The organism is Intrasporangium zincisolvens (assembly GCF_034724055.1).
In the GTDB taxonomy this organism is placed as follows: Bacteria; Actinomycetota; Actinomycetes; order Actinomycetales; family Dermatophilaceae; genus Monashia; species Monashia zincisolvens.
Window position 1 is genome coordinate 100,113 of the sequence record NZ_JAWIIL010000008.1, and the last position, 15,049, is coordinate 115,161.

10 protein-coding genes are annotated in these 15,049 nt (G+C 73.0%); 7 read left to right on the top strand and 3 right to left on the bottom strand.

What is annotated here, in order from left to right:
• Window positions 1–23 precede the first annotated feature (23 nt).
• The 3 genes from RY076_RS18510 to RY076_RS18520 all read right to left on the bottom strand — a co-directional run bounded on the left by RY076_RS18510 (window position 24) and on the right by RY076_RS18520 (window position 5,889).
• A complete protein-coding gene (locus RY076_RS18510; protein WP_323100651.1) occupies window positions 24–1,697 on the bottom strand; it encodes a sialidase family protein in 1,674 nt (557 codons plus the stop codon).
• 246 nt (window positions 1,698–1,943) lie between these two features.
• Entirely contained in the window at window positions 1,944–4,940 is a 2,997-nt protein-coding gene (locus RY076_RS18515) for an oxamate carbamoyltransferase subunit AllG family protein (protein ID WP_323100652.1), read from the bottom strand.
• Entirely contained in the window at window positions 4,933–5,889 is a 957-nt protein-coding gene (locus tag RY076_RS18520) for an oxamate carbamoyltransferase subunit AllH family protein (RefSeq protein ID WP_323100654.1), read from the bottom strand. The genes RY076_RS18515 and RY076_RS18520 overlap by 8 nt, the downstream gene beginning before the upstream one ends.
• A gap of 144 nt (window positions 5,890–6,033) precedes the next feature.
• Between RY076_RS18520 and RY076_RS18525 the strand changes: the two genes are divergently transcribed.
• From RY076_RS18525 to RY076_RS18555, 7 genes are all read left to right on the top strand, one after another.
• The gene (locus tag RY076_RS18525; protein WP_323100655.1) at window positions 6,034–7,701 is read left to right on the top strand and encodes a PucR family transcriptional regulator; all 1,668 of its coding nucleotides are present in this window, start codon (window positions 6,034–6,036) and stop codon (window positions 7,699–7,701) included.
• Window positions 7,702–7,853: 152 nt separating this feature from the next.
• A complete protein-coding gene (locus RY076_RS18530; RefSeq protein WP_323100657.1) occupies window positions 7,854–9,329 on the top strand; it encodes a uracil-xanthine permease family protein in 1,476 nt (491 codons plus the stop codon).
• A gap of 204 nt (window positions 9,330–9,533) precedes the next feature.
• The gene (locus RY076_RS18535) at window positions 9,534–10,433 is read left to right on the top strand and encodes an FAD binding domain-containing protein (RefSeq protein WP_323100658.1); all 900 of its coding nucleotides are present in this window, start codon (window positions 9,534–9,536) and stop codon (window positions 10,431–10,433) included.
• Window positions 10,430–10,990 (top strand): (2Fe-2S)-binding protein, encoded by a 561-nt coding sequence (locus tag RY076_RS18540; protein ID WP_323100660.1) that lies wholly within the window; start codon window positions 10,430–10,432, stop codon window positions 10,988–10,990. Before RY076_RS18535 ends, RY076_RS18540 begins: the two co-directional genes overlap by 4 nt.
• Window positions 10,987–13,440, top strand: coding sequence for an aerobic carbon-monoxide dehydrogenase large subunit (gene cutA / locus RY076_RS18545; RefSeq protein WP_323100662.1), 2,454 nt, complete (start codon window positions 10,987–10,989; stop codon window positions 13,438–13,440). Before RY076_RS18540 ends, cutA begins: the two co-directional genes overlap by 4 nt.
• A complete protein-coding gene (locus tag RY076_RS18550; RefSeq protein WP_323100663.1) occupies window positions 13,437–14,120 on the top strand; it encodes an SRPBCC family protein in 684 nt (227 codons plus the stop codon). Before cutA ends, RY076_RS18550 begins: the two co-directional genes overlap by 4 nt.
• A 3-nt stretch (window positions 14,121–14,123) precedes the next feature.
• The gene (locus tag RY076_RS18555; protein ID WP_323100664.1) at window positions 14,124–15,047 is read left to right on the top strand and encodes a carbon-nitrogen hydrolase family protein; all 924 of its coding nucleotides are present in this window, start codon (window positions 14,124–14,126) and stop codon (window positions 15,045–15,047) included.
• Window positions 15,048–15,049: the final 2 nt, after the last annotated feature.

Below are 15,049 nucleotides of genomic sequence, written 5' to 3' on the forward strand. Positions count from 1 at the left end.
GTCAGTGGCGGGTCAGCGGCCGGTCACGGCGTCGGGTCGGGCAGCGCCGCGGAGCGGATGTCGCTGTTGCCGAACGTGGCCGGGCAACCGGGGACGATGCTCGGAGGTGTCGCGTTCGGGTTCGAGTAGAGCGCCGCGCGGAACGCGTCGACGGACGGGCAGTGCGCCGCGTCGCGGGTGTCGTTCCAGACCGCCACGACACCAGCACGCGTCGCCGCGGCGTAGACGTAGTCGCCGAGGAACTCGTCGGTCAGGGCGTTGGCCGAGGAGCCACGTGGGTCACCCACGGCGCCGCGGTGGATCGAGGTGAACCCGGTGAGGGCTCCGCCGACGACGTCCGAGTGCAGCACCTCGCCGACGAGACCACGCGGGGCCGTCGTGTTGTCCTGGTAGACCGTCGTGAAGGCGTTGACGACGATGTACGCGTCGGAGCCGTTCGGCGAGATCGCCGGTGCGGTGTAGACCGGACGGTCGCCGGTGGGCAAGGGCACGGTGTCGGGCCCGGTCCACGTCGTGCCGCCGTTGCGTGACGTCGCGACCATGAGCCGCTCGCGGTTCAGGCCGTTCGCGCCGTCGGACCACGTCATGACGATCTGGTTCGTTGCGTCGGTGCCGGAGGGTGCGCCGTTGGCGATGTCGACGCTGGGTGCGGGTGCGAGGTCGACGCGCGCGCCGCCGAGGCCGTCCATGACGGGCCGACCCTGGACGGTGTCGAAGACGCCCGGCGGGACGACGCTGGTGATGAGCGTCGGGCCGGTGAAGTGCGCGCCGGCGTCGGTCGAGCGGTACATCATCTCGAAGCTCGTGCCGTTGCGCCTTCCGACGCCGAAGACGTACACGACGCCGTGGCTGTCGGTGCGGACGGTGCAGCCGTCGGGCTGGCCGCTGATGCCGTTGTCGGTGGCCGGGCCGACCTGCTTCGAGATCCACGTGGCGCCCCCGTCGGTCGACCGCGCGACGATGAGCGGGGTCGGCAGCGCGTTGCCCTTCTCCTGGCTCCGGAAGGAGGCCCAGCAGACGTACGTCGTGCCGAAGTGGGGGCTGCTGGCCGCGTTGTCGGACCAGATCTGCTCCTTGTCCGAGAACGTCGTCGAGGACTGCTTCGAGACGAGCACCGGCGCGGACCATGCCGCGTTGTGGCCGGCCGTCGCGCCCGCGAGGTCGTCGGTGTGCGAGACCGCGATGGCCTCGAAGCCCTTGAACGTCTGGTCCGTCCTCGTCGCGCCGAAGTTCGCCGTCAGGTTGGCGTAGTAGAGCCGCGAGCCGTTTGCCCAGGCGAAGTGCCCGGACGCGTCGGGCCGCGGGCCGAAGGCCAGACCCGGGTCACCGTCGGAGACGAGGCCGGCCTCGTAGTAACGAGGCAGCGTGCCGATCGGGCCGACCGTCGGCTGGCACGCGGCCGGGCCGACGAGACAGGCTCGCGCGCTCCAGCCGGTGTACATCGGCTGGGTCCACGACGTCCCTCCGGTGGAGGACAGGTAGATGCCGGAGACGCCGACGCCGGCCGTGAAGGGACACGTGTTCGGCGCGCCGGCGGCGCACGACTCCATGTCGATCTCCTCGTTGGCGCCGGCGGCCACCACCGAGGGGGCGTGGGCGTCGATGGCGACGGCGGGTTCGTTCTGCTTGTTCTGCGAGAAGGGAGTGGCCGGGCTGCCGTTCGTCACGAGGACGTCCGACGGCGCGGCGGCTGCCACGGCGGTACCCAGCAAGGCGGTAGCCAGGGATACCAGGGCAGCGGTCACGATGCGTGGTCGACGCATGACTGCTCCGATCGTCGGTCGGGGATGGTTGACGGTCGTCGCGTCGGCGCCCGTGGCGGCCACCTTCCAGAGTGCTCCCGGTCGGACGCGTCCGACAAGACATCCGGCCCGGGGAGTCCCGGATGCGCGGAAGGTCGGCCACGTCGTGACGTGACCGACCTTCCCGGAACGGACAGCAGCTCAGCCGGTGGCGCCGGCCAGGGCTTGCAGGGCCTGGGTGAAGCACTGCTCCGGCGGGGTCACGAGGCCGGCGCCGACCTGGCCCGTGCCGGCGACCCGTCCGGCCATGCCGGTGTTGATCTGCGGCAGGATGCCGGTGCGCGCCACGGCGGCGACGTCGATGCCGGTCGGGGTGCCGCGGAACTCGAGGATCGGCACCTGGTAGGCCGTGTGCTCGCCGACGGTGATCTCGTACATCGTCTGGGTGGCTCGCAGCGCGAACGGCACGTCGCCGCCGACGAACTTGACGATGGCCGGCGCTGCCGCCATGGCGAACCCGCCGATGCCGGCGGTCTCGGTGATGGCCGAGTCGCCGATGTCGGGGTTGGCGTCGTCCGGGCCGTACGAGCCGAGGAAGAGGCCTTCGGGAGTGTTGGCCGGGCCGGTGAACCAGGCGTCGCCCGTTCCGGACACGCGGATGCCGAAGTCGGTGCCGTTGCGCGCCATGGTCGTCACGACGCTCGAGCCCGGGATGCCGTGCGCCGCAAGAGTGCTCAGCTTGCACGCCGGCATGCCCAGGTTGAGGAAGAAGTGCTCGTTGGCACCGGAGAACCGCACCGCCTCGGCGATGTCGGCCGACGACGCGTCGGCGGTGATCATCGTGGGCAGCAGCTCGCGAAGGAGCATGAGCGAGCCGGCACGGTTGCGGTTGTGGCCCTCGTCGCCCATCTGGAGCATCTGGGCGATGACCGCCTTGATGTCGACGGGGCCCGACGCGTCGACGCGGGCCCGCACGGCCTGCTGGAGGATCGGGCCGAGCACGGAGTTCATCCAGTGCAGCCGGTCGATGACCTCGGGGCCGTACGCGCCGTAGCGCAGCACCTTGCCCAGGCCCTCGTTGAGCGAACACCACGACGTGTTGTCGTGCACGTCGTCGCGCAGCTCGTAGAGCCACATCGACGGGCTGATGACCCCCGCCATCGGGCCGACGGCGTCGCGGTGGTGGCACGGCTCCAGGGTGATGCCGTCGCCCTTCTCCAGCTTCGCCTCCGCCTCCTCGGCGGTGTCGGCCAGGCCCTCGAAGAGCATCGCGCCGATCAACGCCCCCTTGAGCGGCCCTGAGGCGCGAGCGAACTCGATCGGCGGCCCGGCGTGCAGGAACGTGCCGCGCTCGAGGCCCAGCGCCTCCGACGCAGGCCGGACGTCGACGAGGTCGGCGCCGGCGGCGACCATGCGGCGCAGCGCCTCGGCGTTGGCGGCGTCGCGGCGCGGGTCGGCGAGAACCGCGGACAGGTGAGCCTCGGTTCCCGGCAGCGGTGGCTGCCACGCGGCCTCCGTCACGCGGACCGCCTGCGCGCGCAGGGACTCGGTGAGCAGCGGGATGCCGGCCGTCGCGACCGCGACGTCGGCGTCGAGGAGCCCGTGCAGCGGCGTCGCCGGGACGTCGGAGGCGGCCGAGCCGGCACCGGACGCCGTTCCCGGAGTCGCCCGCGGGGCCGTCGTCGGCGTCGACGCCAATGCGGGGGCCTCGGGCACCTCGCTACCGAGGAGCCGGACCGCCTCACGCGTGGCGGCTGCGTTGGACAGCAGCACCGTCGCGCCGGCCTCGACGAGGGCCTCGACCGAGGCCTCGAGGCCCTGCGGGTCGGACGCCGTGCCGGTGACCGCCACGACGACGGGCAGCGTGCGCCCGGCGTCGGCCGCCGTGGAGCGTGCGGCGCGGACGGCGTCGGCGAGCTCGGGCGCCGGGTCGGCGTGGGCGCCGTGGCCGAGGACGAGGTCGAGGAGCAGGACGCCGCACGTCGGGTCGGCGGCCTCGGCGGCGATGCGCTGCAGCCGCAGGGACGGGTCGATCATGGGGTGGGCGCGGCCGCGGGTCATCGTGTCGTCGCCGAAGTCGACGACGACGTGGCCCGCGTCGCGCAGGTCGGCACCGAGGGCGAGGTCGGGGCGCAGCGGGATGTTGGAGCGGATGTCGCCGAGCGCGGCGCCGGCCACGAGCATCGCCTCGTCGGCCAGGGTGCCGCCGCAGAAGAGGCCGCGTAGGCTGTCGCCCGTGGCCTTCTCGTGTGACGAGACGCCCTGCCACACAGGCCATTCGGGCTGGGTACCGCCAGCTGCAGCGACGACCGCCTCCACCGAGGCCGTGAGGTCGGCACGGCCCTCCCCCAGCGTCGCCCAGTGCACCGGCTTGCCGAGCCCCCCGGCGAAGGCCTCGAGGTCGGCGAGCACCTCGGCCGCCGGGGGCTTGGACACGACGACGATGCGGTCGGTGGCCGGGTCGGCCGCGAGCGCGGCGAGGGCCTGACGCGTCGAGCGCCCGCCCACCGCCGCCGACAGGTCGCGCCCGCCGACGCCGAGGCAGTGGCTGATGCCCAGGCCGGCGGCGTCGAGCAGGCACATGACCTGCTGCGCGCCCGTGCCCGAGGCGGCGACGAGGCCGATCGTCCCGGGTCGCACGACGTTGGCGAAGCCGAGCGCCACGCCTCCGACCACTGCGGTGCCGCAGTCCGGGCCCATGACGAGCACTTCGGCCTCGGCCGCGGCGTCCTTGAGGCGCACCTCGTCCTCGACGGGCACGTTGTCGGAGAACACCATGACCGACACCCCGGCACGCACGGCGTCGAACGCCTCGACCGTCGCGTTGGCACCCGGGACGCTGACGAGCGCGAGGTCGGCGCCCGACGTGGCGATGGCCCCGCCGAGGGTGCGCCGCGCCGGCGCCTCGCCGAACCCGCCGCCCGAGGACGCCGAGCGCAGCCCGGCCAGGGCGTCGTCGACGGCGGCCCGGGCGGCCACCACCCCCTCGTCGGTGCCGCGCACCGCGACGACCAGGTCGTTCGGCGACGCGTCCGGCACCTCGAATCCCATGCCTCGGATGACCTCGAGGTTGAGGTCGGTGGCCATGGCCACCTGCGCCGCCTCGACGCCGTCGGTGGCGGCGACGGTGCGCGACACCTGCATGAGGCTGACGGAGTCGTGGTAGGCGCCGGTTCGCAGCTCGACGTGCTCAGGCACTGCGGGATCCCTTCTCGGTGGGGTCGGTTCGGTGACGATGGTTCGAAAGGCTCTGGGAGTCGGCGGGTTCGGCCTCGTCGAGCGCGAGCAGTGCTCCGGCCAGGCCTGACACGAGGTCGTGACCCGACGAGTGGCCGATCGACAGAACGGGTCCGAGGAGGTCGGAGACGGCCGCGACGACTGCGGCCGACGGGGCCTGCGACCGGGCGGCCACGGTGGGCCCGACCTGCAACGAAGCGACGAGCCGGGCGGCCTCGGGGGTGGCGTAACCCTCGCCGGCTGCGACGAGCAGGGCGGCCGACAGGCTGGTCGTGCGCCCGAGCGCGGACCGCACCGCGGTGCGCACCATCGAGAGCGCGCGACCGGCGTCGGGGCGGTGCTGGAGCCCGGCCGCCGATGCGGGTCCGGACCCCCCGGACGCCACGAGGGCGAGCAGGGCGCCGCACAGCGCGTCGTCACCGCTCGGCGTCAGGCCGCGACCGGCCCCGACGAGGCCGCGCACGGCCGGCCCGACCGGACGCCCCGCGAGGGCGTCGGCGACGAGCTCACGGACGAGCTGGCCCAGGACGCCGGGCTCGGGCAGCAGCCCGGCCGCACCGACCCGCCGCACCCCGGGACGCACCCGCGACGGGCGGGCGAGCCGCGAGGCCACGAGCTCGGAGTGCGGCAGCCGCACGCGTCCGGCACCGACGTGCACCGTGTCGCCCGGGCCGACGCCCCACCGCACCGTCGTCGACGGCTCGGCGAGCCGGAGGCCGATGGGCAGGGCGAGCGCGTCCGAGGCGAGCACCGCGAGGACGTCCGCATGCGCGCCGAGGCCGAGGTAGAGGCAGGTGGGAAAGGCTGCGAGCACGGTGCAGGGTCGCACCGCACCCGCCACCGCACCGGCGACGAGCGGCGACACCGCGGCGGGCACGAGCACGTCCGAGGGGTCCGTCAACGCCTCCACCGCCTCTCGTCCCGCGCCGATCCTGACCGCGACGCTACCGAGGCTCGGTAGGGTGCTCTCATGGTGAAAGTTGCCAACGATCCAGCCCTCCACGACGGTGACTTGCCAGCGGCCGCACGGTCGCGGGCCGGGGGCGAGCCCGAGGTGTCCGGCATCTCCCTGCGTCTCATCGCCGGCCTCGCGGCCGGCGTCCACGGGGCCGTGCACGCCACCGGGGCGCAGCTCGACATGTCCGTCGACAGCACGACGCCGCTGCGCACCGCGCTGCACGCCGCCGCCCTCGGCGACGCCCTGACCCACCAGCTCGTGCTCTCCGACGCCGCCGGTCTGGCCGAGGCGACCGCGGGCGCCGAGTCGACCCCCGGCGCGCCCGCCTCCGGCCCCGCCGTGGTGGCCGCGCTCGCCGACGCGCGCGCCGCCGGCCTCGTCCTCTCCGGCGTCGACGGGGCGTCCTCGCGGGCGCTGCGCGACGCCGCCCGACGCGTCGGCCTCGCGCTCATCGACGTGCCCCTCGAGGCCGTCGCGACGTTCACCACCGAGGTGCTGAGCGCGATCCTGGCCCACCAGACCGCGACGCTGCGCCGGCTCGAGGACGCCGACCGTGCCCTCGTGCAGATCGTCCTCGCCGGCGGCTCGCTCGACGACCTCTGCGAGCAGGTCGTCGGCTTCCTCGACGGCGCGGCGATGGTCACGACGACCGACGGACGCGTCATCGCCCGGGCCGGCTCTCAACGCGAGCTCGATCACGCGCTGTCGCTCGAGTGCTTCGACCGCACCGGGCGGCTGCTGACCGAGGCCGAACCGATGGGCCCCCGCCCGGACGGCCCCACCGCCGACCGCGCCGCCGTGCGCATCGTCGCCGGCCACCTCGACCACGGCGTGCTCGTCGCGTTCTGCAGCCACCGGCACCTGACGGCCGACGACGCCCGCCTGCTCGAGCGCGCCGCCACCGTCGCGGCCCTCGCCATCACCAAGGACCAGGCCGTCCTGGCCGTCGAGGGCAAGTACCGCGCCGAGTTCCTCCGCGACGCCCTGGCCGGGCGCGCCGGCAGCCCGGCCGACGCGGTGGCCCACGCCGCCTCGCTCGGCTGGGACATCGACCGGCCCCTCGTCGTCGTCGTGGCCGAGACCGACGAGGACGACGACCGCACGACGCGCGACCCCGAGGAGGTCCGCTTCCTGCAGCAGCGCTTCGCCCGGGCGTGGACGCACGCCGTGGCGGTCCGCGACCCGCGCTCGCCCGTCATGGGGTTCAGCCGTGAGGTCGTCACCCTCGTGCCGGTCCCGGAGGGCGCCGACACCGACCGCGTCATGCGCGTCGTGGGGGATCTCGTCCGCGTCGTGCGCGGCGACGGCGGCGGCGGCCGGCGCAGCTTCTCGGCCGGCGTCTCCCGGCCCATCACCTCGGCGGCCGGGCTCGCCCAGGCCTACGACGAGGCGCTGTCCGCCGTCACAGTGGGGCGCCAGATGCACGGGGACGGCGCCCTGGCGCACGTCGACGGGCTCGGCATCTACCGGCTGCTCGCGCTCGTGCCCGACGGCGCCGACCTGCGCCGGTTCGTGCACGAGTCGCTGCGCGAGCTCGCGACCGACGACTCCGCCGAGAACGCCGGGCTGCGCGACACCCTCCGCGTGCTGCTCGACACCAACCTCAACGTCGCCGAGACGGCCCGTCTGCTCTTCTTCCACTACAACACGCTGCGCTACCGCATCGGCAAGCTCGAGAAGATGCTCGGACCCTTCACGACCGACCCCGACCTGCGGCTCACCCTGGCGCTGGCGCTCAAGATCCACGCGATGCGCGGCATCTGACCCGCTTCGCCCTACGGCACGACCTGCCAGAGGGACTCCGTCGGCGTGTATCAACGTTTGACGAACGCAATCCCCTGACCCGGGAGTAGTTTTCGCCCATCCCGGAGTGGGACGTGACCCGCATCACGCATGCGGCAACCATAGGAGTCGGAATGGCTTTGGGCTGGAAACTGCACGGGGACGGCAAGACGCTGGGGATCGACGACGTCGTCGCCCCCGACGAGCGGCTCTCGTGGGGCAGGACGGTCGGGCTCGGCGCCCAGCACGTCGTCGCGATGTTCGGTGCGACGTTCGTCTTCCCCCTCGTCATGGGCCTCAACCCGCAGCTCGCGATCATGATGAGCGGCGTCGCGACGATCTGCTTCCTGCTCATCGTCAAGGGCAAGGTGCCGAGCTACCTCGGCACGTCGGCGAGCTTCGTCGGCGCGGTCATCGCGATCCGCGCCCAGGGCGGCACGTCGCAGGAGGTCACCGGCGCCATCATGGTCGCGGGTCTCGTGCTCGCGCTCGTCGGTGTGGCGGTCCACTTCCTCGGCTCGACGGTGCTCCACAAGGTGCTGCCCCCGGTCGTGACCGGTGCGGTCGTCATGCTCATCGGCTTCAACCTCGCACCGGTCGTCGCCGGTATCTACTGGCCGCAGGACCAGTGGGTCGCACTGCTCGTCATGACCTTCACCATCATCTGCGCCGTCGCGTTCCGGGGCTTCATCTCCCGCATCGCGGTCTTCCTGGCCCTCATCTTCGGCTACGTCATCTCGTGGCTCTTCGACAAGATGTTCGGCCAGATCACGTCCTACGACGCAGGCGCGGGCAAGATCACGACGCACTTCCGCACGAACTTCGACGGCATCACCAACGCGTCCTGGTTCGGCTTCCCGCCCCACACCGAGATGGTGGGTGGCAAGGAGATCGTGGGCATCCACGCTCCCTCCTTCTCGATCGCCGCGATCCTGCTCGTGCTCCCGGCCGTCATCGCCCTCGTCGCCGAGAACACGGGCCACGTCAAGGCCGTCGCCGAGATGACGAAGGCCGACCTCGACCCCTACATGGGTCGCGCCATCGCCGCCGACGGCGTCGGCACGGTCATCGCGAGCTCCGTCGGCGGGTCGCCGACGACGACCTACGCCGAGAACATCGGGGTCATGGCCGCGACGCGCGTCTACTCCACGGCGGCGTACTACGTCGCCGCGATCGTCGCGATCATCTTCGGCCTCTCGCCGAAGTTCGGCGCCCTCGTCGCCTCGGTGCCCGGTGGCGTGCTCGGCGGGATCACCGTGGTGCTCTACGGCATGATCGGCCTGCTCGGCGCGAAGATCTGGAAGGAGAACGGGGTCGACTTCGGCAACCCGATCAACCTCGTCCCGATCTCGGCCGGCATCATCATCGGCATCGGCGGCGTCGAGCTGAAGTTCACCGACAGCTTCACCCTCGGCGGCATCGCCCTCGGCACCATCGTGGCGGTCGGCGCCTACCACCTGGCCAGGACGCTCGCGCCTGCCGACCTGCGTGAGCGGGCGGACGCCGCGGGGGGCACGATGATGTCGCTGGGCAAGGCCGAGTACGGCGACAGCGACGGCATCGACGACCTCTACCAGGACGCCCCCGGCGGCCCGGACCGTCGACACTGACGCTCCCTCTCCCGAGGCGCACGACCCGCGTGGCCCCCGACGGTGTCGGGGGCCACGCCGTTTCCCGGTGGTGGTCGGGCCTCCTACCGGTCAGACATCGGCGGGCGGACCCGGTTCCTTCGGCAGAACGTGCCAAAACCGGCGGCACACCGATGCACCCGGACTCTCTGGTTCCACCCCTCAACGGAAGGCAGGATCGGTTCGGTGAAGCCCGCACCCTTCGTGCACCATGCACCGCGCTCCGTCGACGAGGCCGTCGCGGTGCTCGCGCAGGCCGGCCACGACGGCAAGGTCCTGGCCGGCGGCCAGAGCCTCGTGCCCGTCCTCAACATGCGCCTCGCCTCGCCCGGACACCTCGTCGACGTCAACGGCATCCCCGGGCTCGACGGCATCGACGTCTCCCCCGACGCCGTTCGCGTAGGCGCGCTCGTGCGCCACCGCGGGCTCGAGCGGTCCGACGCCGCAGCGTCTGCGCTGCCGCTGCTGCGCCAGGCGGTCGTCAACGTCGCCCACCCGGCCATCCGCAACCGCGGCACGACCGTGGGCTCGCTCGCCCATGCCGACCCGGCCGGAGAGATGCCGTCGGTGCTCGCCCTGACCGGCGGCGTCATCGAGGCGGTCGGGCCGAACGGTTCGCGCGAGATCCCTTGGGACGCCTTCTTCCTCGGCCCGCTCGAGACCTCCCTCGACCACGACGAGCTCGTCGTCGCGGCGCGGTTCGGCCGCTTCCCGGAGGGCACCCGCACCGCGTTCTCCGAGTCGGCCCGCCGCCACGGCGACTACGCGCTGGCCGGCGTCGGCGTGGCGGTGACGCTCGCCGACGGCGTCGTGGCCTCGGCCCGCGCGTCGTTCGTGTCGGTGACGCCGGTGCCCTCGGTCCTCGACCTCGGCGACGTCCTCGGCGGGCTCGAGCCGGGCACCGACGCGTGGGCGAGCGCCCTCGACATCGTCGCCGGCGCCGTGGACGAGCACATCGACCCCGACGGCGACATCCACGCCACCGCCGGCTACCGGCGCATGCTCGCGGCCGAGCTGACCCGCCGCACCCTGACCGCCGCCGTCACCGGCAGCCCGACCGCACGCCCGAGCGAGGAGCGCCGATGACCGACACCACCACCTCCACCGGCGAGCAGCTGCACGAGGTCACGATCCGCGTCAACGGCGTCAGCCGCACCGCGTCGGTGCCGGACCGGCGCCTGCTGTCGGACTTCCTGCGCCACGACCTGCGCCTCACCGGCACGCACGTCGGCTGCGAGCACGGTGTCTGCGGCGCCTGTACCGTGCTCGTCGACGGCGAGCCGATGCGCTCGTGCCTCATGTTCGCCGTCACGGCCCAGGCCCACGAGGTCACGACCGTCGAGGGCCTGTGCACGGCGCCGGACGCCCGCGTCGCGCCGACCGGCGAGTCGATGAACCCGGTGCAGCAGGCGTTCGCCGAGTGCCACGGCCTCCAGTGTGGGTTCTGCACCCCCGGCTTCCTCACCACTGTCACGGCCTACCTCGAGGAGAACCCGGCCCCGACGAGCGAGGAGGCGCGAGAGGCGATCTCGGGCAACCTGTGCCGCTGCACCGGCTACCAGAACATCGTCAAGAGCGTCCTGCGTGCCGCCGAGATCAAGGCCGAGCGGGCCTCCGGCCAGACCCCGGAGGAGCGCTCATGACGACCCAGATGTTCGGCGCGCCGGTCAAGCGCAAGGAGGACCCGAGGCTCGTCACGGGCGGCGGCCGCTACCTCGACGACCTCGGGCACGACGCCCTCGCAGCCGCGTTCGTGCGCAGCCCGTACGCCCACGCGCGCGTCGTCGACATCGACGCGTCCGATGCCATCGACGTCGACGGCGTCGTCGCCATCTACACGTGGGACGACCTCCCCGGACGCGTCGGCGAGCCGCTGCCGCTGCTCATCCCGCACCCGACCCTGACCCACGGCCGCACCGGCTACCCGCTGGCGCGCGAGGAGGTCAACCACGTCGGCGAGCCGGTCGTCATGGTCGTGGCCACCGACCGCTACGTCGCCGAGGACGCGTGCGACCGCATCCGCGTCACCTACGACCAGCGTCCTGCCGTCGTCGGCATCGAGAACGCCCGCGACGGAGCGCTGCTCGTCCACGACGACGTGCCCGGCAACGTCGCCGCCAACATGCTCCAGACCGTCGGCGACGTCGACGTCGCGATGGCCTCGGCTCCTCACCGGCTGACCCTCGACCTCGACATCGAGCGCAGCGCCTGCATGCCGATGGAGGGCAAGGGCGTCTACGCACGGTGGGACGACGAGAAGGGCGAGCTGCGGATGTACTCGTCGACGCAGACGTCGACGGGCGTGCGCGCGGCGGTGGCGGCCAAGCTCGACCTCCCGCTCGCCAAGGTCGAGTGCATCGCGCCCGACGTCGGCGGCGGCTTCGGCGTCAAGATCGTGCACCCGTGGCCCGAGGAGGTGCTCGTCCCCTGGGCCGCGCGCCTGCTGGGCCAGCCGGTCAAGTGGGCCGAGGACCGCCGCGAGCACTTCATCGGCGCGGCCCACGAGCGCGGGCAGCTGCAGCGCATCGAGGTCGGGTTCGACGACGCCGGAAGGCTGCTCGCGCTCGACGTCAAGATCTGGCACGACAACGGGGCCTACACGCCCTACGGCATCATCGTGCCGATCATCACCTCGACCCAGCTGCTCGGGCCCTACAAGCCGGGCACGTACCGTGTCGAGTTCTGGTCGCTCTACACCAACACCGTGCTCGTCACCCCGTACCGCGGCGCCGGTCGCCCGCAGGGCTGCTTCGCGATGGAGCGCACGATGGACGCCATCGCCGACTCCCTTGGTCTCGACCGCGCCGAGGTGCGCTCGCGCAACTTCATCCTCCCCGAGGAGATGCCCTACGACCACGGCCTGCTCTTCCAGGACGGGCGCCCGCTCAAGTACGACTCGGGCGACTTCCCGGCGAGCCTGGCCAAGCTCAAGGAGCTCGTCGGCTGGGACGGCTTCGCGCAGTACCGCGCGGCGGCCGAGGCCGAGGGACGCAAGGTCGGGCTCGGGATCGGCTGCTACGTCGAGGGCACCGGTGTCGGCCCCTACGAGGGCGGCCACATCCAGATCGAGACGAGCGGTCGCGTCAACGTGTCCACCGGGCTGACGTCGCAGGGCCAGGGACACGAGACGGTGTTCGCCCAGATCGTCGCCGACGAGCTCGGGGTGCGGCTCGAGGACGTCCACGTCACCACCGGCGACACCCGCAAGATGGCCTACGCCGTGGGCACGTTCGCGTCGCGCGCCGCCGTCATGAGCGGCAGCGCCATCGCCCTCGGCGCCCGCAAGGTGCGCGAGAAGGCCCTGCGCATCGCGGCCGACGCCCTCGAGGTGTCGCCCGACGACCTCGAGATCGTCGAGGGCACCGTGCGCGTCAAGGGCGCGCCCGGCAGCTCGATGAGCCTCGGCACGGTGTCGGTGCTGTCCAACCCGCTCCGGTACGCCTTCGACGAGGCCGCCAAGGCCGCAACGCAGTTCGCCGGCACGTTCGACCCCGACAAGCCGCCGGTCGCCGAGGGCGAGGAGCCCGGCCTCGAGGGCAAGGGCTTCTACTCCCCCACCCAGGCCACCTTCGCCAACGGCATGCACGCGGCGGTCGTCGAGACCGACCCCGTCACCGCCGAGATCCGCATCCTGCGCTACTGCGTCATCCACGACTGCGGCACGATGATCAACCCGATGATCGTCGAGGGCCAGGTGCACGGCGGCGTGGCCCAGGGTGTCGGTGGAGCGCTCTACGAGCGGATGGTCTACGACGAGTCGGGGCAGCTGCTCAACGCCTCGTTCATGGACTTCCTCATGCCCTACGCGTCCGAGGTGCCGACCATCGAGGCCGACCACCTCGAGACTCCGTCGCCGCTGAACCCGTTGGGCATCAAGGGCGCCGGTGAGGCCGGGTGCATCCCGGTCACCGCCGTCATCGCGTCGGCCATCGAGGACGCCGAGGGCTTCCCGATCACGCGCATGCCGATCTCGCCCAACGACCTGTGGGAGCTGCGCCGCCGCCACGCCGCCGGCGACCTCCCGTCCCTGCACCGTTCTTCGCGCACCGGCACCGACGCCGGTGCGCCCGCCCCCAAGGAGCCGACCGCATGAAGATCTCCGGATCCGCCACCCTTGCCGCGCCGCCGCAGCAGGTGTGGGACGCGTTCCACGACCCCGCGGTCCTGGCCCGCTGCCTGCCGGGCTGCGAGCGCCTCGTCGAGCTCGCACCCCACACGTACGCCATGACGGTCACAGCCGGTGTCGCCGCGATCCGCGGCACATACGACGGCGAGGTGTCGCTCGGCGACCCCGCTGCGCCCGACTCGTTCACGATGCGCGCCAAGGGCGCCGGCGCTCCGGGCACGGTCGACGCCGACGTCGTCGTGCGCCTGGTCGCCGGCGCCGCGGGTGGCACCGACCTCACCTACGACGCCGACGCGTCGGTCGGGGGCCCGATCGGCGGCGTCGGGCAGCGGATGCTCGCCGGCGTCACGAAGAAGATGGCCGGCCAGTTCTTCACGGCGGTCGACGCCGACCTCGCCGGTGGCGGGGCGGCAGCACAGCCGCCCGCCGCTGCGGCTGTCTCCCGCACGGGGACGCCATCGTGGGTCATGGGCAGCGAGGCGCCGGCCGCTGGGGCTCCGGCGAGCGGAACCGGGGCGGTCTACGCGGGCCGGGCCGCCGCGTCGGGCGAGCCCTCGCGGGTGCGCGACTTCGCGCTCGGCACGCTCGCCGGCGGCGCGATCGCCCTCGTGGGGGTCGTCGTCGGCTGGGCCATCGGGAGAGGATGAGGCATGCGCGCGTTCACCGCGGCGGCCGTGCAGGTCGCCCCCGTGCCGGCACCCCTGAGCGTCGACACGATCCGCACCAACGTCGAGCACTGCGTCGAGTGGACCCGCCGCTGCGTCGAGGCCACGGGGGCCGAGCTCGTCGTGCTCCCCGAGACCGCGACCACCGGCTTCACCCCCGGCTGCTCGAAGGAGGAGCTGTGGGACCTCGTCGCCGAGATCCCGGGCCCGCTCACCGAGCCCGTGCAGGCCGTGGCCCGCGAGCTCGGCGTCCACGTGTGCCTCGGCACGTACGAGCGCGGCCCCGAGCGCGGCGTCGTCTACAACTCCTCGGTCCTCGTCGGGCCCTCGGGTGACGTGCTCGGCGTCTACCGCAAGACCCACCCCTTCTGCTCCGAGATCGTCAGCGGCGGAGGCTGGGTCACGCCCGGCGACACCGTCACGGTGTGCGACACCGAGCTCGGCCGCATCGGGATGATCATCTGCTTCGACGGCGACTACCCCGAGCTGTCCCGCATCCAGGCGGTGCAGGGCGCGGAGGTCATCTGCCGCCCCTCGGCGCTGCTGCGCTCGGCAGACATCTGGGACCTCACCTCACGCGCCCGTGCCTACGACAACCATGTCTACGTCGTCGGTGCCAACGCCGTCGGCACCGACCCCGCCGGGGTGCTCTACTTCGGCAACAGCCACGTGGTGACGCCGGTCGGGCACATCGTGGCCAAGGCGGCCACGCACGAGGGCTGGGTCACGGCGCGCCTCGACCCCGACGAGGCCCTGGCGTCGCTGACGCCCGGCTCGAACGTCGGGCAGGCGTTCGACCACCTCCGCGACCGCAATCTCGACCTCATCCGCAACCACCGCGACGAGCTCGAGCGGCCGGCGTCGACCTCCTTCCCGCACGCACCGATCCACCGCGGCGAGGCCGGCTGACG